Here is a 20,229-nt window from a genome sequence, read left to right as displayed (position 1 = left end):
CTACACTGAGAGGCGATGAAGACCGTGATCACGTGGCTGTGGCTCCTCCCCCTGCCTCTGACCTTCGCCTTCGAGGTGCTGGCCGGGTCGGGGTGGCTGCTCGTCGTCGCCGACCTGTTCGCCCTGGGCACCGCACTCCCGATCCTCCTGCGCACCCAGACCACGATCGCCCGCGGCCAGGTCCGACCGCTCGGTCTGCTGTCGCTGGCCGCTCTCGCATTGCTTCTCGCGCTCATCCCGGTCGCGCTGTCGACGACCCTGAGCCTGACAGTGCTGTGGCTGAGCCTGGTGGCCGTGGTGATGCTCGCCCGATCGTTCGACGCACCCTGGCACCTGCTGCTGCTCATTCTGCTGTGCGTGAGCAACATCGCCGTCCCCCTGCTGATGCCCGGGGACGGACTCACCTTCGCCTTCGCCGTCTCCACCGTCATCGTGGCTGGTCTGTCCCTGGGACTGCTGCTGCGCATGATCGACCGGTCGCTGAGCGAGCGTCAGGCCACCGCCGCCGAGGCGGAGCGTCGACGGATGGCCACCGAACTCCACGACCTGGTCGCCCACGAGGTGACCGGAATCGTCGTCCTCTCCCAGGCGGCCGCTCGCAGCGACGATGCGCAGATCCTCCGCTCCGCACTCGGCAAGATCGAGGAGTCCGGGACCCGGGCCCTCGACGAGATCCGCTCCCTGGTCTCGAGCACGGCGAAGGGTCCCGGTGCCAGGGCCCCTTTGGCCTCCGGTCCGCAGTCGCTGAGCGACCGCGTCTCCGAGTTCGGCGGACACGCCTCCCTCGACCTCGACCTCGATCCGGCCCTCGCCGAGGCGGTGCCCGCTCCGGTCTGGCCCGTCCTCGACCGCGTGCTGGCGGAGGCGCTGACGAACGTCCGCAGACATGCGGGAGCGCTGGTCCCTGTCGCGGTCCGGCTGTCTTCGACCGCCCCGATGGGTTCGGCCGATTCGCAGCAACTCGTCCTCACGGTGGCCAACGCGCCGGGCCCTGGCGGGATCGGCAGCGGAGGGGGCACGGGTCTGAGCGGTCTGCGCGAACGGCTCGGCCCCCTCGGCGGGACTCTGCAGGCCGGCCCCCCTCCGGAGGGCGGCTGGGTGCTTGAGTCTCGGATACCGTGGGACCCGGCAGCAGACTGAACCCAGGCACGATGAGCAAGCCCGACGATGGTCGATGGAGGACGAACGTGATTCGAGTGGCACTGGTCGACGACCAGGAGATGGTGCGGATGGGCTTCTCCCTCATCCTCGATGCGGAGGAGTCCATCGAGGTGGTCGGACAGGCCGCCGACGGAGTCGAAGCCATCGAACTGGCCAAGCGCGAAGCACCCGATGTCATCCTCCTCGACATTCGCATGCCCAAGCTCGACGGACTCGCGGCCCTGCCCCGACTGACCGCGATCTCCCAGGTCATCATGGTCACCACCTTCGACGATCACGACTACGTCGACGCGGCCCTCGACGGCGGCGCGAGCGGGTTCCTCCTCAAAGATGCGGGACCCGAGCTGCTCATTGCGGCGGTGCGGGCCGCGGACGACGGCGACGCTCTCATCTCCCCCTCGCTCACACTCGATCTGCTCAGTCGCCGCTCCCGGACCACCCCGCCGGGCAGCGATCGCGTTTCCGGCCTGAGCGAACGGGAGAACGACGTCGCACGCCTCGTGGCGCGGGGACGGACCAACCAGGAGATCTGCTCCGAGCTCTACATCTCGCTCGGCACCGTGAAGACCCATCTGGGCAATATCCAGACCCGACTCGGGGCCCGCAACCGGGTCGAGATCGCGGCCCGGATGTGGGAGTCGGGAGTGATGAATCGGCCGAACGGCTGACCCCCTGCTTGTGAGCTCCGGCCATTGTGCCGATGTGCCACCGTAGGGTCTCGACCAGACTGGATGCCATGAGAACAGAGACCGACGACCCAGCAGACACGTCCGCATCGACCGAAACATCGAGGCGGCCTCCCCGCCGAACCCGCAAGCGCATCGCCACCCTCGACGTCATCCGCGGCATCGCCCTGTGTGGCATCATGATCGTCAACCTGCCACCGCTCTTCTCGCTCTCCTCGCTCGACGCGAGCGGGGCCGTCGAGCCCTTCTATGCCTTCGAGCAGGACTTCGTCCAGAACCGCTTCTTCCCCATCTTCTCCCTCCTCTTCGGCATCGGCTTCGGCATCATGTGGAATTCCGCGGCGGCACACAGCGCCCGACCCCGTCTGGCGCTGCTGCGTCGCTTTGCCTTCCTCGGTGTGCTCGGCGTCCTGCACAGCTTCCTCCAGCCCGGGGAGGCATTGCTGCCCTACGCCATCGTGGCTATCGTCGTCCTCCTGCCCTCGACGTGGATCCCCGCTCGGGCCCTGGCGGCGACGACATCTGGTCTCGGTGCCCTGCTGTTGGCGGCCGGCGTCTGGCAGGGAGGAGGAATCGCCGTCATCCCGGGCCTCTTCCTCCTCGGGTTCGCGATCGGCCACACCGACTTCGTCCCCCGTGCACTCCGTCATCCCGTCTGGTTGGCACTCACCGCCGTCGTCAGCGCCGGCATCTCGGTGCTCGGCTTCGCCCTCACCGACTTCAATGCTCGGCAGCTGCACATGGAGCTCAGCGCGGGCCTCGGCATCACCATGGCCCTGTGCTTGGTCACCATCGTCATGCTGCTCATGCTCACCCCGGTCAGAGTCCTCCTGCAGGCCGTCTTCGCTCCCCTGGGACGGATGGCGCTGAGCAACTACCTCGGAGCCACGCTGCTCATCGTCGCGGCCAAGGCCATCGAACCCGATCTGGGTCAGTTCGACGACCACGGCGGCTATCTCGCGGGCCTAGTCATCTGCGCCGGCATCATCGTCATCCAGGTCATCATCTCTGCACTCTGGCTGCGCTTCTTCGGGCAGGGGCCGCTGGAACGGCTCTGGCGCCTGGTCACCTGGGGCCGCACGGGTCAGCGCAGCTGACACTCCGCACCCGGCTCGTCGGGACGGCGGAACCGGGGCCGCGCGTCGTCGGCGCCGGGCCGACATACGCAGATCGCCGAGGTGGGAGTCCCACCTCGGCGATCTGCTCAGTTGTTTTACTCAGTCGTTCGGCTCAGTCGGCTGCGGGCACGCTCGGTTCGTGCTCCGCCTCGGAGTCGCCGCTCAGTCGGCAGCTTCCTGAAGTTCGTGGTCGAGGGCGATGACGCCGTAGCTCCAGCCCTTCCGGCGGTAGACGACGGAGGGTTTGCTCGACTCCTCGTCGATGAACAGATAGAAGTCGTGACCGACGAGCTCCATCCGATTGAGCGCCTCTTCGATGCCGATCGGGGCGGCGGCGAAGCTCTTCTCGCGCAGCACCACCGGCGAGTCTCCTTCGGCCTTGATCCGGCCGTTGGTCTGATCGGCCGCGGCGTCGTGATCGGTGCCTGCCGAGTCCTCAGCGGGGATGATCGGATCGTCGACCGGCATCTTCGCGAGCACCTCGGCGGTGGATTCCTTGCGGTGGTGGCCGGAACGCGGAACCTTGTGGCGATCCCGGGCGCGGCGTAATCGTTCGACGAGTTTCGCCCATGCGAGGTCGAGGGCCGCATACTTGTCACTGGCCATGGCTTCCGCGCGAATCGCGGGACCCTTCGCCACCACTGTCAGCTCGACGCGTTCGCTCGTCTCCGGTTGGCGGGAGTTCTTCTCATGAGCGACGTGCACCTCAACCCGCTGGGCGCGGGGAGCAAGCTGCTCGACCTTGGCGATCTTGTCCTCGATATGAGCTCGAAAGCTGTCTGAGATGGTCAGTTGACGTCCGTTGACAACGATGTCCATGATGCTTCCTTAGCGACTCGTTCTTCGGATTGATCCGATCCCATTCCCTTGGATGGGTAAACACCGTTATACAGTAAAGGGAGAGACAAATCGAGTGCCCCCGCGGCCGAGACCGAGAACGGCTCCTGCAGCGGGTCTGATCTGCACCGATGTCAATAAACGTGCGCTTTCTGCCAGGGTCGCTCCGGTAGTTGCGAAATCGTCGATGAGCAGATCGGCACCGACTTTCCCACCCGCCGCCCCGGACCTGCTCGGTGCGATCGCCGACAGCTGCGCAGGATCGAGGTGCTGGGTTCCGGTGACGTTGGCCTGCCGAGCGTGGGCGCCGAGTCCGACCTGGTCGCGGTGACGACTCGTCAGCAGGACATCGACGACCTGCAGGGACAGTTCGGGCGCCAGTTCGGCGGCACGCCTGGCCAGTGCCGCGGTGTGCGAACCTCCGCGGCGCCGTCGAGCCCGCGGAGCGCTGGGTGCGGGGAACAGGCGAATCGGCCCGCCGAGGTAGCCTGCAAGGTCGAGGGCGGCAGTGACCGAGCGCACCAGCGCCAAGGCCAAAGGGTCGAGGATGTCGCGGCGGCCGTTGTCCTTGAAATCGACGACCATATGGGACAGCCGAGCATTGTATTCTGCGATGCCGACGACCGGCAGCTGGCCGTAGCGCGGCTCCATCGCCCGCGGGATGCCGCCGAGCAGCTGCAGGCAGGCCGTGCACAGTGAGACGCCCTCCCGGCCGCAGCCGGCGCAGCGCCGCGGCAGGAAGAGCTCACTGAATTCGCCGAACAGTCCCATGGGAGAAATCTACTCCGTCCCGCGCGGTCTCCGATCAGCCTCAGCCAGGGTAGGAGGGATCCTTGGCCGCGACGTCGACGAGCTTCTGCCACGCATTCGAATTGTAGGAGTAGAGCCCGCCCGAGGAGTTCGTGACGAGAATCGACCGACCGTCCTCGCCCGCGGCGATGCGATCTCCGTCGGGGACCTCGCCGAGCTGCTCGGACGGTCCGGTGACGCCGATGCGGAACGGCTGGGTCCCATCGCCCTCCATCGCCGCCAGAGCCACGAGGGAAGTCGACCCCGCCCAGGAGATGTCCTTGATCTCGTCGAAGTTCGAGCCGACTTCGATCGGGGCATCCGAGACTCCGCTGGAGGGATTTCCCGCCTTGTCCCGTGGCACACCGACGACATCGATGCGGTCGGGTTCGCTCTTCTGGCTGCTCAGCACGGCGATACGTGTGCCGTCTCGGGAGACATCGAGATCGACGAGCTCGCGACCGGAGAGGAAGTCAGCGGCCACGGTGTAGTCCTGTCCGTCTCTGCCGATGGCCGTCAGTGCGCCCTTGTTCTCCTTCTCACCCGTCCAGGCCGTGTTGAACCTGTCGAGACTGGGCCGCACGAGCCTCTTGCCTTCGTAGATCGCGGTGGCGGCCCCGGTGTCCGTCTTGAAGCGCATGAGCTTCTTGCCGTCGTCCTGGAGATAGACGTAGAGGGAGTCGTCGAAGGATACGGCCGGGTCGCTGGCTCCGGCACCCTTGAGATCCGGGCTGTTCTCGACCTTCGCCACCGTCGTGCCGGAGACGCGCGAAAGACTGTTGTTCGCGAGCACCACCGGGGGTCCGTCGACCTGCACGGAGGAATCGGTCTTCGGCTGCAGACTCGCCGAGACGACCTGACCGCCGATCGTGAGTTCGACGTCGGAGATCGAGGGAATGACCTTGAGCGTCGAGGCGATCTGCTGTCGGATGAGCCCCTTCTCCCGATCGGTCGGAGCCGGGTCCTGGGCCTCCAGGGAGATGTGGGCGATGCCGTTCTCGATCCTCACGACATTGGAGTCGCTGAGTTTGGCCCCATCCGGAATCGCGGTGATGACCGCCCCGGAGAGATAGGAGGCCGGGCCGCTGAGCAGTTCGTTGATGATGGCCGTCGGAGTCGATGACGAGCGCAGGAACCACCGGGAATCGGGCACGAGATAGGAATAGTCGGAGGTGAAGAACTCCAGAGAGTAGTTGAGGAAGATCGTCTGGAACTCCGCCTGGGAGATGAGCAGGCCGTCGGGCGCCGAGGAGATTCTCCACTCCCCGTTCTCCTGCCGCAGGGAGAACTCGAGGGTCGACTGAGTTCCAGGCTTGGTGGAGGTGTACACCCCCGAGGAGTCGACGAGTCCGACGACCGGCGGTGAGATCGTCAGCGTCTTCTGATCCGAGGTGACCCCGATGTTGAGGGAGTCGAGGTCTGTGTCGTTCGACAGCAGGGACACCGACTCCTGCGGGTTCCATTCCTGCGCCTCGGCGTCGGTGAGGAAGGACTTCGCGACCGAGAAGTTGTTGCCGGTCCCGGATCCTGCCGCGAGGAACCCGCGGACGATCTCGCCGATGCTGTCACCGGGCGCGGGACCATCGGGGATCCTGGCGTTGCTGGCTCCGTCATCGCCGGAGTCGGCTTCGATGTGGCCGACCGGCGACGACGTGGGAATCGAGGAGCAGGCGGCGAGCAGAACGGAGGAGCAGAGGGCGAGGACGAGCAGGCTCAGGCGTCTGCGCCTGCGATTCGCACTCATCGTGTTCCTCCTTCGTCGGTCTTCTCACCGTGCTCGTCCCCGTTGTTGTCGTTCGACGTGGATTCCGAGGGGCTCGCCTCCGAGGCTTCGGGAACCATCGGCAGGGACCTAGCGGCCGCGGGAGTGTCGGGTTCGTCAATGTACCCGCCCTCGGTGGGAGTCACCTGATCGGCTTCGACGACGATCGGGATCGACCCGGTCTGGATGCGCACGGATCCGTCGGAGGACAGAGGTCCGGCCACGAGCGCGGCCCCCTGGATCTGCGCATCACGTGGAGGCAGCGGCAGCGGGGAGGAGGTGATCTCCTGGTCGGGTCGTCGCGGGATCGTCAGCCGGAAGCACGAACCCTCCCCGATCTTGCCCCAGACCTGGAGCCAGCCGTTGTGCAGGTGGGCGTCCTCGAGCGAGATCGCCAATCCCAGGCCGGAACCGCCCAGGGTGCGCTTGCGGGCCGGATCCGCGCGCCAGAACCGGTCGAAGACGTGCTCGACCTGCTCTTCGTTCATCCCCACACCGTGGTCGCGGACGCTGACCGCTACCGCCTCGGCGTTGGAGGCGACGTAGATGTCGATCGGGTTGCCCTCTCCGTGCTCGATCGCATTGACCACGAGGTTGCGCACGATCCGCGTGATCCGCACCCGATCGACCTCGGCCATCACCGGTGAGGAGGGGGCATGGACGACGATGTTCGTCGACATCTGGTCGGCGACCATGGACACGGTTTCGATGACGGCGGTGACGATCGCCCCGACGTCGACGGGCTTGGCGACGAGGGCGGCGGCGCCGGCGTCGTAGCGGGAGATCTCCAGCAGGTCGGAGAGCAGGGAGTCGAAGCGCTCGGCCTGGGAGTTGAGCAGCTCGGCGCTGCGGGCGGTGACCGGGTCGAGCTCGTCCCTCGAGTCGTAGATGAGGTCGGCGGCGGCACGGATCGTCGTCAGCGGCGTGCGCAGCTCGTGGGAGACGTCGGAGACGAACTGCCGCTGCAGCACGGAGAGCCGCTCCATCTGCTGGATCTGGTGCTGGAGCGTATCGGCCATGTCGTTGAAGCTCTCGCCGAGCACCGCGATTTCGTCGTTGCCGTGGACGGGCATCCTCTCATCGAGATCGCCGTCGGCGATCAGCCGGGCCACCTCGGCGCCGGTTCTCACCGGGGTCACGACGAGACGGGTGACGATCCACGCCACGGCGCCGACGAGGACGACGAGGACGAGGGCGGCCACGAGCATCGACTTCTGGACGAAGTCCAATGTGTTCTGCTGTTCGGTCAGATCGCCGAGATAGTAGAGCTGGAACTGTCCGGCATTGGGAATCTGCACCTCCTGGGAGATGAGCAGTCCCGGGCCGGTGCCGTCGGGCAGATTCACCGACTGGTAGAGCATGTCGTCAGTGGGGGCTTGACGGATCGCATCCTCGAGCTCGTCGCTGACCGGGACGTCCGCATTCGCCCCCTCCGAGTTCGAGCGTCCGGCGCTGATGGTCGAGAACGAGGAATTCGGATCGCTGGGTTCGAGCGTGAGCGAGTAGACGGAGCCGGTCGAGCGGTTGTAGATCGAGGACAGCTGCGAGCTCAGGGTCTCCTGGGTCACCGCCTGGCCGTCGACGGGCGCCAGCGACCGCAGCTCGGACACGATCGAATCGGCTTGGGACGACAGCGACTTCAGTCGCGTGTCGAAGAGTCCGCGGGAGATCTGCTGGGACATGTACGTCCCCACCCCGAAGATGGCCACCGAGGTGAGGACGATGGTGAGGACGACGATCCGGATCTGCAGAGAATGGCTGAACGATCTGAGAAGGAAGTTCCAGAACGTCCGGATCGCCGAGGCTGCGGTGCGGACGGCGCCGCCGGCAGCCGACCCGCGGCTCACGCGGCTCTGCCTGCCTTATATCCGACTCCACGGACCGTGACGATGATGTCGGGCTTCTCGGGGTCGCGTTCGATCTTCGAGCGCAGCCGCTGCACGTGGACGTTGACGAGTCGGGTGTCGGCCGCGTGCCGGTAGCCCCAGACCTCTTCGAGGAGGGTCTCCCGGGAGAACACCTGCCAGGGTTTGCGGGCCAGGGCCACGAGCAGGTCGAATTCGAGCGGGGTCAGGGAGATCGGCGATCCGCCCTTGGTCACGGTGTGACCGGCCACATCGACGACGACGTCGCCGACGGTGAGCAGCTCAGGGGCCTGCGGTTCGGAGATACGCAGACGGGCCCGCACCCGGGCGATGAGCTCCTTGGGTTTGAACGGCTTGGGCACATAGTCGTCGGCCCCGGACTCGAGGCCGAGGACGACATCGACGGTGTCCGACTTCGCGGTGAGCATGATGATCGGGACCGAGGACACCTCGCGGATCTCGCGGCACACCTCGAGACCGTCCTTGCCGGGCAGCATGAGATCGAGGAGCACGAGGTCCGGGCCGACCTTCTGGAATTCGTCGAAGGCCTGATCGCCGGTGGCGCAGAAGAAAGGTTCGAAGCCCTCGCTTTTGAGCACAATTCCGATCATTTCGGCCAAAGCCGTGTCATCATCAACTACCAGGATACGAGCGTTCATGCTCCCATTGTCCCTTACACTCGTCTGTTCTTCCGTTCTCGACACTCCTACCCTATATGGCAGACGTCGTCGAGGACGCGACGGCGTCATCCGCGCTCGGCACGAACCTCGAAATCATGGCAGGATTGACAGGTGATGGGACGAGCGAACGCATGGACCTCCGAGGTGAACTGGCAGACCGGCCGGTGGCAGGAGCGTCAGCAGGAGGCAGGGCATCACGAGTGGCGACCGCCCGCCCCGCGCGGAGTCCTCGCCAAGCGACCGCTGACGTTCTTCGAAGTCCTCGATTCCGGGTTCCGGCTGCTGCGCTTCATTCCCGGGCTGACCATCGGCGCCGCCCTCATCGTGTTCACGCTCTGGACTCTCCTGCTCACGGCCGTCGGCACATTCGCCGCGCTCAGGTTCCTGCCCTTCCTTACGGATGTCATGGGCAATGACGAGGCCATGTCAGGATTCCTCATGCTCGCGCAGTTGGGATCCTTCGCGATCAGCCTGCTCAGCCTCGGCATCGTCCATCTGCTTGCCGGGCTGAGTGCGGCCGGGGCGCAGAATTCCTTCGGCGCCCGTAAGACGACGCTGACACAGGCCTGGGCAGGGCTGCGCGGAAGACGCTGGTCGCTGATCCTTGCGACGCTGCTGATGAGCGGCATCAACCTCGGCCTGCTCATTCTGCTGAGCCTGCCCGCGATGCTGCTGGCGATCTTCGACAATCCGATCCTCGCCGTCGTCTGCGCGGTCATCGCGGTGCTGCTGTGGCTGTGCGCGCTCATCTGGCTCAATCTGCGCTCCGCGTTCCTCGGGACGACGATCGCGGTCGAACGCCTCGGCATCCGTGCCGCGCTCTCCCGCTCCTGGCGTCTGACGGGACGCGGCTTCTGGCGGACCTTCGGCCAGCTCGCACTCGGCTACTTCCTGTCCAATCAGCTCGTGCAGCTGATCATCGGACCCTTCGTCTTCATCCTCATGGCGGTGCTGGGAGGGGCCACGGCGCTGCTCAGCGATTCCACCACGATCCTGGCGGTCGGGATCGGCATCAGTGCCGTGGTCCTGGGACTGACGCTGATCTCCTCGGCCGTCCTCTTCGCCTACTTCGCCTGCCTCGTCTGCGTCTGCACCTTCGATCAGAGGATGCGCACGGAAGGCTACGACCTCGAACTCATCCGTGCCGAGGAGGGATCCCGCGCATGAGCCTGCCCACGCTCAGCCACCTCGGCGCCGCCCTGTCCGCACTGCCTGACCAGGGAGCCGTGATCGACCGTGACACGGGGCGCGAATGGGTCGAACGGGAACTCTCGAAAAGCGAGTATTCCGAGAACGACCTCACCCCGCTCGAGCAGATCGGACGCTGGCTCGAAGGGGTATGGGAGTCGCTGCTCGGCGCGGCCCTGCGCGGGAACTCCCCCTGGCTGCTGCTCCTCGTCGTCATCGTCGTGGCCGGGATCATCGCTCTCATCGTGTGGCGGGTCCGCCGCGTCGGCCTGCGCCGCACCCGCTTTCCCCTCGCCGCCTTCGACCCGGTGGTGGCGGTGCCCGAACCCGAGCCGTGGAGGCGCAGCGCCGCAGCCGCGGCAGCGGCCGGAGACTTCCGCACCGCGGTTGTCGATCAGGCGCGGGCGATCTTCGCTCTCCTGTCCCTCAAACAGATCGTGTCTCTCGACTCCTCCTCGACCGCCAGCGAACTCTCCCGCACGGCGGGGGCGGACCTGCCCGAGCACGCGTCCGAACTGCGGTGGGTCGCCGAGGTGTTCAATGAGCTCCTCTTCGGCGAGGCCTCCGACGACGCCGGCTCCGGAGACGCGACCACGACGCAGCACCGCCCTGACCCGGCGAGCAACACAAGCTATTCGCGGCTCCTCGACCTCGACCGGTCACTGAGCGCTCTGCCCGCGGCGCACCGTCACGCCGACGATCCGAGCTCCCGCCACCGCGAGGCGAGCGTCTCATGAGCGCCGGACTCGACGTCGCGCTCCGCGGCGCACGGACCACGGCAGCGGTGCCGCTGAGCGCTCGGCTGCGTTCAGCCGGGGTCTGGATCGCCGCCGCGGTCGTCATCCTCATCACCGTCATCGTGACGATGCTCATGACCTCCGACCGGGGGGAGGACGATCCGCTGCACTACGATTCGACGTCCCGCGGCGGCGGCAAGGCCATGGTCGAGACCCTGCGCGAACACGGCGTCGAGGTGACCACCACCGAGGACGGCGAGGAGGCGAAGCAGTCCGCCGGCCGCTCCGACACCACGCTGCTGATTCCCGCGAACTCCGAGGTCCTCTCTCCCGGCGACATCGCCGGCCTCGAATCGACGCTGGCCGAGAACGGCAACGGCCTCGTGCTCATCGACCCCGGTTCGACGGTCGAGAGCTTCACCGACCGGATCACCGTCAACGACAACCTCCGCCCCCTGGGCAGCCCCGATGCCGTCTCTCAGCCGAACTGCCCGGTGCCCAGCGCCCAGGCCGCCGGAGCGGTGAGCACCGGAGAGGTCGAATATGCCGAGGCAGAGAAGGGCACCTCGGGGCTGAGCGCCTGCTATCCGCTGACCGGTCCTGGAGTCGAAGAGGTCGACGGCACCGAGGTGGCACCCGGCTCAGCTCGCGGACAGCTCATCGTCGATGAGGGCGGGGACGTTCCCCTGACCGTCATCGGCAACCCGGAATGGGCGATGAACCAGACCATCGACGAGGAGGGCAACGCCTCGCTGGTGCTCTCCGAGCTGTCCGGCAGCTCCCACCTCGTCGTCTACTATCCGCAGCAGAGCGGGGCCGAGGACACGCCGCCGTCGACGCTGGACTATGTGCCCAGCTGGTTCATCGCCGGTGCCGTCTGGCTTCTGCCCTGCGTGCTCATCGTGCTGCTCGTCCTCGGGCGCAGATTCGGACCGCTGGCGCTCGAACGTCTGCCCGCCGTCGTTCCCGCGGTCGAGACCGTGCACGGTCGGGCCGCCCTGTCGGCACGCAGCCATGACCGCCTCGGCGCTCTCCACACTCTGCGCACGGCGGCCCTGCTCCGGATCGCCAAGCGGCTGGCCCTGGGCCCCGAGACCCGGGCGCCGGACATCCTGTCGCAGATCGCGTACAAGACCGGCCGGGACCCGGCCCAGATCGAATCGGTCTTCGTCTCGGCGGCGCCGAGAACGGACGCCGAACTGACCGACCTCGTCCACCTGCTCACCCGCATCGAAAGTGAGATCCCATGACCCAGACGCCCAACGAGAACCCCACCCCCGCGCAGCCACAGGACGTCCGAGCCGACGCTGTCCGGTCTCCGACCGCAGAACCCCAGCCCTCTCAGCAGGTGCAGCAGCCGCAGCAGGTGCAGGAGACGCAGCAGGTGCAGGAGGCGGACCCGCTGCGGGAGGCGTTCGCCGGGGTGCGCACCCAGATTGCGAAGGCCGTGGTCGGTCAGGACGAGGCCGTGACCGGCATGCTCATCGCGCTGCTGTGCCAGGGCCACGTCCTCCTCGAGGGCGTGCCCGGTGTGGCGAAGACCCTGCTCGTGCGCAGCTTCGCCACCTCGGTCAGCCTCGACAGCTCCCGCATCCAGTTCACCCCCGACCTCATGCCCAGCGATGTCACCGGCTCCCTGGTCTACGATGCCTCGGCCTCGGACTTCAAGTTCCGCTCGGGTCCCGTGTTCACGAACATCCTCATCGCCGATGAGATCAACCGCACCCCGCCGAAGACCCAGTCCGCTCTGCTCGAGGCGATGGAGGAACACCAGGTTTCCGTCGGCGGCAGCCCCCGCAGCCTGCCGGAGCCCTTCATGGTCGCGGCCACGCAGAACCCGCTCGAGTACGAAGGCACCTATCCCCTGCCCGAGGCTCAGCTCGACCGCTTCCTGTTCAAACTCGTCCTCGGTCTGCCCGAACGCGAACGTGAGCTCGAGATCCTCGACCGACACGCCCGCGGCTTCGACGCCTCCCACCTCGCCGAGGCGGGCCTGTCCCCGGTCGCGGATGCGGCGATGGTCCACCAGGCCCGGGAGCGCATCGCCGGGATCTACATCGCACCGCAGGTGATCACCTACATCGTCGATCTCGCGCGAGCCACCCGACAGGCCCCGTCCCTGGCGCTGGGAGTCTCACCGCGCGGCGCCACCCGCATGCTCAGCGCCGCCCGCGCCTACGCTTGGTTGGCCGGCCGCAGCTACGTCACCCCCGATGACGTCAAGGCCCTGATCCACATGACATTGGGGCATCGCGTGATTCTGCGGCCCGAGGCGCAGATGGACGGTCTCAGCGTCGGCCAGGTGCTCGATTCGATCGTCGCGACGACCGAAGTCCCCCGCTGAATGACGACCCGCCTGCTCCTGCTCGCCCTCATCGGGCTGATCCCCGTCATGCTCATGCCGGGGTGGGTTTCCGCGGTCGTCGTGGCCGCGGTCATCGTCATCGCCGCCGTGGTCGACTTCTTCTTGGTTCCCCCGCCGAGGCTGCCCGGACTCCAGCGCACCCCGGGACCGATGGTCAGGCTCGGCGACTCCACCCACTGCATTCTCTCGCTGGTCAACGATTCGCCGCGACGCCTGCGCGTGCGCGTCCGCGATGCCTGGGCGCCGAGCGCCGGCGCGGTGGACACGCGCTCACGCCATGATCTTGCCCCCGGCGAGCAGGTGCAGGTGCGCACCGTCCTGCGTCCCACCCGACGCGGTGCCCTGCACGCGGACAAGGTGACGATCCGCTCCCGCAGCCTGCTCGGTCTCGTCGAGAGGCAGAAGAGCTTCGATGTGCCGGCGATCGTGCGCGTGCTGCCGCCGTTCGTGTCCCGCCGCGAACTGCCCTCGAAGACGCAGAAGCTGCGCGAACTCGACGGCAGGTCGGCGGTGATGATCCGCGGCATGGGCACGGAATTCGACTCCCTACGCGACTATGTCGACGGCGATGATGTGCGCTCCATCGACTGGCGGGCCAGTGCACGCTCCCAGGATCTGGTGGTCAAGACCTGGCGGCCCGAGCGTGACCGCCGCGTCGTCATCGTCGTCGACTCCTCGCGGCTCTCGGCTCGCCGCTGCGGGGACGGGACGGTCTTCGATGCCGCCTTGGAGGCCTCGCTGCTCCTGACCGCACTGGCCGCAGGTGCCGGCGACAGGGTCGACGTGATCGTCGCCGATGCACGGGTCCGGGCGATCGCCTCGAGCCATCGGTCAAAGGACCCGGTCCACGATCTCTCCGTGGCGCTGACCCCGGTCCATCCCGAACTCTACGATGCCGACTGGGAGCAGATCGCCTCGGCGGTGGTGTCGACCTCACGCCAGCACGCCCTCGTCGTCCTCGTCACCGCCCTCGACGAAGGCAGCGTCTCCGAGGAGATCCTGCCGGTGCTGCCGACACTGCTCGCGCGGCATCGGCTGGTCCTCGCCGCCGTCGACGATCCGGATCTGCACGAGCTCGCCGGACACCGCGAGGACGCCGAGGAGATCTTCACCGCGGCCGCCGCAGAGGCCGAGCTGCTGAGGAGCAGGTCGCTGCAGACCCGACTGCGCGGCATCGGCGTCCAGTCGGTCACCGACTCCCCCGAGGATCTGCCGGGGGCTCTCGCGGATCTCTACATCAACCTCAAGGCCACCGGCAGGCTCTGAGCGGACGAAGGGTCAGCGGTCAGCGGGTCAGCGGTCAGTGGGTCAGCGGTCGGTGGCCAGGATGGAGTACCCGGCCTGGTGCTCATCGAGATCGGCGGTGAGTCCGGCCCGCGCCGCACGCCGGCCGAAGTGCCGGGCGTAGACGATGACGGCCGCCGTGTAGAGCACGCCGATGACGATCTTGAGCACGGGCGGGATCGGGTTCGGGGTGACGAAGCCCTCGATCAGTCCCGAGCCGAAGAGCAGAAGGACCAGACCGCCGGCCACGGTGAGCAGGGACCTGGCCTCGGAGGCCAGCTTGTTCCGGCGCAGCTGCGGGCCGGGGATGACCCAGGCGAAGAACAGGCGCAGGCCCGCCGCGGCCGCCAGGATGATGCAGCTGATCTCCGGGATGCCGTGGGGCAGGATGTAGAGGAAGAAGTCGGCGCCCTTGTCGAACTCGAACATCATGGCCGCCGAGAAGCCGACATTGACCGCATTGACGAAGATGCCCTGCACGACGAAGACTCCGGTGATGCCGAGCAGCACGAACTGCACGGCGATCCAGGCGTTGTTCGTCCACACCCCCACGGCGAAGAATCCGTTCGGGTTCTCCTTGTAGTAGTTGACGAAATCGTGTTCGGCGAACTGCTGACGGTAGGCCCGGTCGCCGAAGGTCTCGAGCACCTCTGGGTGCATTCCCGCCCAGAGTCCCGACAGTACGGCGAGAGCGAGAAAGCTCGCGGCGACGATGGCGAAGTCCCAGCGCAGCCGGTAGATCGACAGCGGCAGGCTGACGACGAAGAACCGCGACAGGCCCGACAGGCCGCCGGAGGGAACCGCGGAGAGATGGTTGCGGGAGCGGTGGACGATCGCGGACAGGCGGGCGGCCTCAAGAGAGTCGGGGGCCGTCGTCATGATCCGGGAGAGATCCTTCGAGGCGCTGCGGTAGAGGTCGAGGAAGCGCTGGGTCTGGGAGGGACTGAGCGTGTTCTTCTTCGCCAGCATGGACAGCTCTCGCCAGTCGTCACCATGCAGTTCGGCCAGAAGGTTCGGGTCCATGCCCCCAACCCTATCGGAGACCGGAACCCTATCGGAGACGTGCGGGCTCGAGACGAGAATCGGGTGGTGTGACAGGATGGATGGGTGAGCACATTGGTGACAGGCGAAGCCGTCGAACTGAGCATCCAGCCCGCAGCCCTGGCAGCCCGGGCGCTGAGCTGTCTGATCGACTACATCGTGTATACGATCGTCAATGTCGGTCTGCTCATCGCCATGTTCTGGCTCCTGCTGCGGGTCCTCGAACTCAATGAGCTGCTCCTGGGCTCGGTGATGACGATCATGAGCCTCTCGGTGTTCGTATTTCTGCCGATGATCATCGAGGTCCTCACCCACGGGCGTTCGCTCGGCAAGCTCATCCTCGGACTGCGCGTGGTCCGCGACGACGGAGGCGCCGTGCGGATCCGTCATTCGTTCATCCGGGCGATCCTGTGGCCCTTCGAGATACTGAGCACCGGCGGCGGCATCGCCGCTCTCTCCGGGCTCGTCTCGGCACAGTCGAAGCGCCTCGGCGACTATCTGGCCGGAACCATGGCCGTGAGCGAACGCAGCGCCCCACCGCTGCCGGTGCGCACGCATGTGGCGCCGCAGCTGCAGAACTGGCTGGCCCAGACCGACGTGGCCGGTCTCCCCGCGGGCCTGCACCGTCGCATCGTCCAGTTCCTCGCCATGTCGGAGAACCTCGGGCCCGAGTCACGCTGGGACCGAGCCAAAGAGCTGGCGACCGAACTCAACCCCTATGTGGCGCCTGCACCCCCGGAGGGCACCCTGCCCGAGCAGTTCCTGTCTGCGATCATCCACCGTCTGCGTGCCGCGGAATTCGACAAGCAGCAGCGTCGCAGCGCCCAGTCACGGGCCTTCCGTGAGGGAGTCGACGCCCTCCCCCACGGACTCAGCCTCAGCCGCTGAGGTCAGTGCTGAGCGCCATCCGGCGATCAGTACCGGTAGTGCTCGGGCTTGTACGGTCCGGCCACGTCGACGCCGATGTACTCGGCCTGGTCCTTCGACAGCTCCGAGAGCTTCGCGCCGAGGGCGGGCAGATGGAGCCGGGCGACCTTCTCGTCGAGTTCCTTGGCCAGGCGGTGCACACCGTTGTCGTAGTCGTCGTGGTGGGTCCAGAGTTCGATCTGCGCAAGCACCTGGTTGCTGAACGACGCACTCATCACGAACGAGGGATGGCCCGTCGCATTGCCGAGGTTGAGCAGGCGCCCCTCGGAGAGGACGAGGAAGTCCGTGGTCTCCCGGCCGAGTCCGCGCTCGGCGGGAACGGGCACTGACCATTCGTGGACCTGCGGCTTGATCTCGATCTTATCCACACCGGGCAGCTTCGCCAGACCGGCGAGGTCGATCTCATCGTCGAAGTGTCCGACGTTGCCGATGATCGCTCCGGGTTTGAGGCTGGTGAGCACGTCGACGCCGACGACTCGGGTGTTCCCGGTCGTGGTGATGATGATGTCGGCCTGCGGGGCGACGGTCTCGAGGAGCTCGACCTGGTAGCCGTCCATCGTCGCCTGCAGCGCGCAGATCGGGTCGATCTCGGTGACGATGACGCGTGCGCCCTGTCCGCGCAGCGCCTCGGCCGCACCCTTGCCCACGTCGCCGTAGCCGATCACCACGGCGATCTTGCCGCCGATGAGCACATCGGTGGCGCGGTTGAGTCCGTCGGGCAGGGAATGGCGGATGCCGTAGCGGTTGTCGAACTTCGACTTCGTCACCGAATCGTTGACGTTGATGGCGGGGAAGGGCAAATTGCCCTCGGCGGCGAGACGGTAGAGCCGGTTGACTCCGGTCGTCGTCTCCTCGCTGACTCCCCTGATGCTCTCGGCCAGCCGGGCGAAGCGACCGGGTGAGGAATCGATCGCCTTCTGCACCTGGGTGAGGAAGACCTTGTACTCCTCGGGATCGTCCTCCCCCGCTACCGGTGCTCCCCCGGCGGCCTCGGCCCGCGCTCCTTCGAGCACGTACATCGTGGCGTCGCCGCCGTCATCGAGGATGAGGTTGGCGCCCTCGGCGAAGTCGAAGATCTTGTCCGCGGCCCACCAGTACTCCTCGAGCGTCTCGCCCTTCCAAGCGAAGACGGGAACTCCGGCGGGAGCATCGGGAGTGCCGGAACCGACGACGACGGCGGCCGCGGCTTCATCCTGGGTCGAGAAGATGTTGCAGCTGGCCCAGCGGACCTCGGCGCCAAGCGCAGTGAGCGTTTCGATGAGCACCGCCGTCTGCACCGTCATGTGCAGGCTGCCGGCGATCCTGGCACCGGCCAGAGGACGCAGGCCCGCATATTCCTCACGCAGGGCCATGAGGCCGGGCATCTCCCGCTCGGCCAATCGGATCTGATGTCGTCCGGCTTCGGCCAGGCTCAGATCGGCGACCTTGAAATCGGTGAAAACTGGCACGGTACCTCCATGAGAACGGAAATCGTCGGAACTGATTCGAGTCTATTTGTTCGCCCGGGACTGGACGAACTCGCTGACCTGCGCCGTCATCGACTTCACCTGTTCGGCATCGGCGGCCTCGATATTCAGCCGCACCAGGGGTTCGGTGTTCGACTTGCGCAGGTTGATCCACCAGTCCGCGCCTTGGAGTCCGATGCCGTCGAGATCCTCGACGGTGTTCTCCGGAAAGTCACCGGCATGAGCGGCGAATTCGGCCAGCACGCGGTCGGGGTCGGCCACGGTGAAGTTGATCTCTCCGGATTGGACGTAGAGGTCGTAGTCGGCGACGAGGCGCGAGGCCGGAGATCCGGTTCCCGAGAGTGCAGCGATGAGGTGGCAGGCGGCGAGCATTCCCGAATCCGCACAGTAGAACTCGTCGAAGTAGAAGTGCGCGGAGTGCTCACAGGCGAAGACCGCACCCGTTTCGACCATCATCGTCTTGATTCCCGAGTGCCCGACCTTCGAGCGCAGGGCACGGCCGCCCGCCGCAGCGATCGTGGCGGCCACACTGCGTGAGGTGATGAGGTTGTGGATGACCGCGGGCGATTCGTCACCGGCCCGCTTCGCCCGGGCGATCTCGCGCTCTGCCACGAGTGCTCCGACCGCCGAGGCGGACATGGTCGCCCCGGTCTCGTCGATGAAGAAGCAGCGATCGGCATCTCCGTCGAAGGCCAACCCCAGGTCGGCGCCGTGGTCGACGACGGCGCGGGAGACGTCGAGGAGGTTCTCGGGCTTGAGCGGGTTCGCCTCATGATTGGGGAAGGTGCCGTCGAGTTCGGTGAACAGGCCGATGACTTCGAAGGGCACCGCGGCGAAGCCGGCATCGGTGCCGAAGACCTCGCCGAGGAGTCTGCCGGCCATCCCGTTGCCGCAGTCGACGACGATCTTCAGCTCGCGCACGGTGTCGACATGGGTGAGCTCGCGGATCCGTTCGACATAGCGCCGACGCATCTGAGCGGCGGCTTCGTCGTCGTTCGCGACCGGGTCGCCCGAGGATTCGGGAGCCTCGGGCGCCAGGTCCCGGATCCGCCCGAGCCCCGAAGCGAGGCTGACTCCCCCGGCGCGCGGCCCGCAGATCTTGATGCCGTTGTAGTCGGCGGGGTTGTGGCTAGCGGTGATCATCGCGCCGGGGATCTCGAAGATGCCGGAGGCGAAGTAGAGCTGGTCGGTCGAGCACAGTCCGAGGGCGATCGCCTGGGATCCGGCTGCTTCGACCCCGCGGGCGAAGGAATCGGCGAAGGCGGCCGAGCTCGGGCGCATATCGTGGCCGATGACCACCTCGGTGTTCGAATGGATCTCCGACATCGCCTGCGCACTCGCCCAGCCGAGGCAGAACAGAATGTCCTCATCGAGCTGGTCGGGGATCCGCCCGCGGATGTCGTAGGCGCCCACGGCGGCCTCCAGTGCCTCCGTCCGCCGGGCTCGCAGGTCCCGGCTCGGCGTCGCCGCCTCGGATGCGCTCATGAGTCGCCGATGATGCGCAGGTGGCCGTGCTTGCGTCCGGGCACGGATCCGTCACCGCTGGTGGGGCCGCGTTCGCCTGAGGTGCCTGAGGACCGGGAGGGGGCATTGTCGTCGGCGCCCCCTGTGCCGCGACCTGCGGCTTCCCTGACGGCGTCGGCGATGGCCAGCAGATCATCGCGGGTGCGCTCCGGCGGAGCCTGGCCCGAGTCGATGCGGATCAGCTGCCAGTCGACGGGAGGGGTGAGCTTCGTCGCATGCTCGGCACATAGATCATGGGCCCCGGGCTCGGCTCGCCTGGCCAGTGGCCCGATGACGACGGTCGCATCAGCGTGCACGTACGTCATGGTGGCGGCGGCACTGCGCGAGCAGCTTACTTTCGAACACATTCTCACGGCTGACACAGTCCAATACTCTACACGCCGAACCCGCTCGATCCGGCCAGCCCCGGCCGGTCTGAGTCTAGAATGATGTCCCATGAGAACCAGGCGCCATCGGGACCGGCACGGCCGTGGTCTGCGCTCCCCGCTGTTCATGGCCGATGTGCCCGCACGGATGCGGCGATCCGACAGCTTCGCCAAGGTCGCGGCGGAGGAATTCGCCGCTCTCCGCTCTCGAGAACCCTCCCTCCTCGCCGAGGTGGTGCTGGCCATCGATGCCGTCCCACCGCCGAGTTCCGTGGAACCGGCCTTCGGTCGGGTGTTCCCGGCGACCGCCGGGCGGCAGACCCATATCGTCCTCTATCGGCGCGTGATCGAGTCTCACAGCACCCCCGATCAGCGGGATTCGCTCATCGCCGAGGTGGTCTCCGACCAGGTCGACATCCTCCGTCGGACCTGAC

At 66.9% G+C, this 20,229-nt stretch carries 19 protein-coding genes; 10 read left to right on the top strand and 9 right to left on the bottom strand.

The features are described from left to right. Positions 1 to 15 precede the first annotated feature (15 nt). The 3 genes from CV023_RS01085 (at position 16) to CV023_RS01075 (ending at position 2,944) form a co-directional block, all read left to right on the top strand. The gene (locus CV023_RS01085) at positions 16 to 1,140 is read left to right on the top strand and encodes a sensor histidine kinase (RefSeq protein WP_230743624.1); all 1,125 of its coding nucleotides are present in this window, start codon (positions 16 to 18) and stop codon (positions 1,138 to 1,140) included. Positions 1,141 to 1,196: 56 nt separating this feature from the next. Continuing rightward, entirely contained in the window at positions 1,197 to 1,829 is a 633-nt protein-coding gene (locus CV023_RS01080) for a response regulator (protein ID WP_230744369.1), read from the top strand. Positions 1,830 to 1,897: 68 nt separating this feature from the next. After that, positions 1,898 to 2,944 carry a DUF418 domain-containing protein gene (locus tag CV023_RS01075; RefSeq protein ID WP_230743623.1) on the top strand — a complete coding sequence of 349 codons (1,047 nt, stop codon included), beginning with the start codon at positions 1,898 to 1,900 and terminating at the stop codon, positions 2,942 to 2,944. Positions 2,945 to 3,127: 183 nt separating this feature from the next. Here the strand turns inward: CV023_RS01075 and hpf are convergent, their stop codons facing one another. From hpf to mtrA, 5 genes are all read right to left on the bottom strand, one after another. Beyond that, positions 3,128 to 3,784: a ribosome hibernation-promoting factor, HPF/YfiA family gene (hpf, locus tag CV023_RS01070; RefSeq protein WP_230743622.1), complete on the bottom strand. Its 657-nt coding sequence runs from the start codon at positions 3,782 to 3,784 to the stop codon at positions 3,128 to 3,130. Positions 3,785 to 3,850: 66 nt separating this feature from the next. Next, positions 3,851 to 4,573 carry a ComF family protein gene (locus CV023_RS01065; protein WP_230743621.1) on the bottom strand — a complete coding sequence of 241 codons (723 nt, stop codon included), beginning with the start codon at positions 4,571 to 4,573 and terminating at the stop codon, positions 3,851 to 3,853. Positions 4,574 to 4,613: 40 nt separating this feature from the next. After that, positions 4,614 to 6,335 carry an LpqB family beta-propeller domain-containing protein gene (locus tag CV023_RS01060; RefSeq protein WP_230743620.1) on the bottom strand — a complete coding sequence of 574 codons (1,722 nt, stop codon included), beginning with the start codon at positions 6,333 to 6,335 and terminating at the stop codon, positions 4,614 to 4,616. Continuing rightward, positions 6,332 to 8,200, bottom strand: coding sequence for an MtrAB system histidine kinase MtrB (gene mtrB, locus CV023_RS01055; protein WP_230743619.1), 1,869 nt, complete (start codon positions 8,198 to 8,200; stop codon positions 6,332 to 6,334). The genes CV023_RS01060 and mtrB overlap by 4 nt, the downstream gene beginning before the upstream one ends. Further along, positions 8,197 to 8,877, bottom strand: a complete 681-nt coding sequence (mtrA, locus tag CV023_RS01050) for an MtrAB system response regulator MtrA (protein WP_230743618.1) — start codon at positions 8,875 to 8,877, stop codon at positions 8,197 to 8,199. The genes mtrB and mtrA overlap by 4 nt, the downstream gene beginning before the upstream one ends. A 135-nt stretch (positions 8,878 to 9,012) precedes the next feature. Here mtrA and CV023_RS01045 point away from each other — a divergent pair, with 135 nt between their 5' ends. Genes CV023_RS01045 through CV023_RS01025 form a run of 5 tightly spaced genes read left to right on the top strand, consistent with a single transcriptional unit; the run spans position 9,013 to position 14,454 of the window. Further along, positions 9,013 to 10,065 carry a hypothetical protein gene (locus tag CV023_RS01045; RefSeq protein ID WP_230743617.1) on the top strand — a complete coding sequence of 351 codons (1,053 nt, stop codon included), beginning with the start codon at positions 9,013 to 9,015 and terminating at the stop codon, positions 10,063 to 10,065. Then, a complete protein-coding gene (locus CV023_RS01040; RefSeq protein WP_230743616.1) occupies positions 10,062 to 10,823 on the top strand; it encodes a hypothetical protein in 762 nt (253 codons plus the stop codon). Before CV023_RS01045 ends, CV023_RS01040 begins: the two co-directional genes overlap by 4 nt. Beyond that, positions 10,820 to 12,073 (top strand): DUF4350 domain-containing protein, encoded by a 1,254-nt coding sequence (locus CV023_RS01035; RefSeq protein WP_230743615.1) that lies wholly within the window; start codon positions 10,820 to 10,822, stop codon positions 12,071 to 12,073. The genes CV023_RS01040 and CV023_RS01035 overlap by 4 nt, the downstream gene beginning before the upstream one ends. Next, positions 12,070 to 13,167, top strand: coding sequence for an AAA family ATPase (locus CV023_RS01030; protein WP_230743614.1), 1,098 nt, complete (start codon positions 12,070 to 12,072; stop codon positions 13,165 to 13,167). Before CV023_RS01035 ends, CV023_RS01030 begins: the two co-directional genes overlap by 4 nt. Further along, positions 13,168 to 14,454 (top strand): DUF58 domain-containing protein, encoded by a 1,287-nt coding sequence (locus CV023_RS01025; protein ID WP_230743613.1) that lies wholly within the window; start codon positions 13,168 to 13,170, stop codon positions 14,452 to 14,454. Between the two features lie 42 nt (positions 14,455 to 14,496). Here CV023_RS01025 and CV023_RS01020 read toward each other — a convergent pair whose 3' ends face one another. Further along, positions 14,497 to 15,495, bottom strand: a complete 999-nt coding sequence (locus CV023_RS01020; RefSeq protein WP_230743612.1) for a stage II sporulation protein M — start codon at positions 15,493 to 15,495, stop codon at positions 14,497 to 14,499. 84 nt (positions 15,496 to 15,579) lie between these two features. On the opposite strand from CV023_RS01020, the gene CV023_RS01015 reads away from it, so the two are divergent. After that, positions 15,580 to 16,401 (top strand): RDD family protein, encoded by an 822-nt coding sequence (locus tag CV023_RS01015; RefSeq protein ID WP_230743611.1) that lies wholly within the window; start codon positions 15,580 to 15,582, stop codon positions 16,399 to 16,401. A gap of 26 nt (positions 16,402 to 16,427) precedes the next feature. On the opposite strand, the gene ahcY is transcribed toward CV023_RS01015, so the two are convergent. From ahcY to CV023_RS01000, 3 genes are read right to left on the bottom strand one after another with little or no spacing between them, the layout of a single operon-like run. After that, positions 16,428 to 17,888 (bottom strand): adenosylhomocysteinase, encoded by a 1,461-nt coding sequence (gene ahcY, locus CV023_RS01010; protein WP_230743610.1) that lies wholly within the window; start codon positions 17,886 to 17,888, stop codon positions 16,428 to 16,430. Positions 17,889 to 17,930: 42 nt separating this feature from the next. Further along, positions 17,931 to 19,391 carry a phosphomannomutase/phosphoglucomutase gene (gene manB, locus CV023_RS01005; protein ID WP_230743609.1) on the bottom strand — a complete coding sequence of 487 codons (1,461 nt, stop codon included), beginning with the start codon at positions 19,389 to 19,391 and terminating at the stop codon, positions 17,931 to 17,933. Beyond that, a complete protein-coding gene (locus CV023_RS01000; protein ID WP_269067011.1) occupies positions 19,388 to 19,777 on the bottom strand; it encodes a DUF3499 domain-containing protein in 390 nt (129 codons plus the stop codon). The genes manB and CV023_RS01000 overlap by 4 nt, the downstream gene beginning before the upstream one ends. Positions 19,778 to 19,865: 88 nt before the next feature. Here CV023_RS01000 and CV023_RS00995 point away from each other — a divergent pair, with 88 nt between their 5' ends. Further along, positions 19,866 to 20,228 (top strand): metallopeptidase family protein, encoded by a 363-nt coding sequence (locus tag CV023_RS00995; protein ID WP_230743607.1) that lies wholly within the window; start codon positions 19,866 to 19,868, stop codon positions 20,226 to 20,228. Position 20,229: the final 1 nt, after the last annotated feature.

It is taken from the genome of Brevibacterium sp. CCUG 69071 (assembly GCF_021023135.1).
Lineage (GTDB): Bacteria > Actinomycetota > Actinomycetes > Actinomycetales > Brevibacteriaceae > Brevibacterium.
Note: the sequence above shows the minus strand (reverse complement) of the source record. Positions and strands in the feature narration are given on the sequence as shown.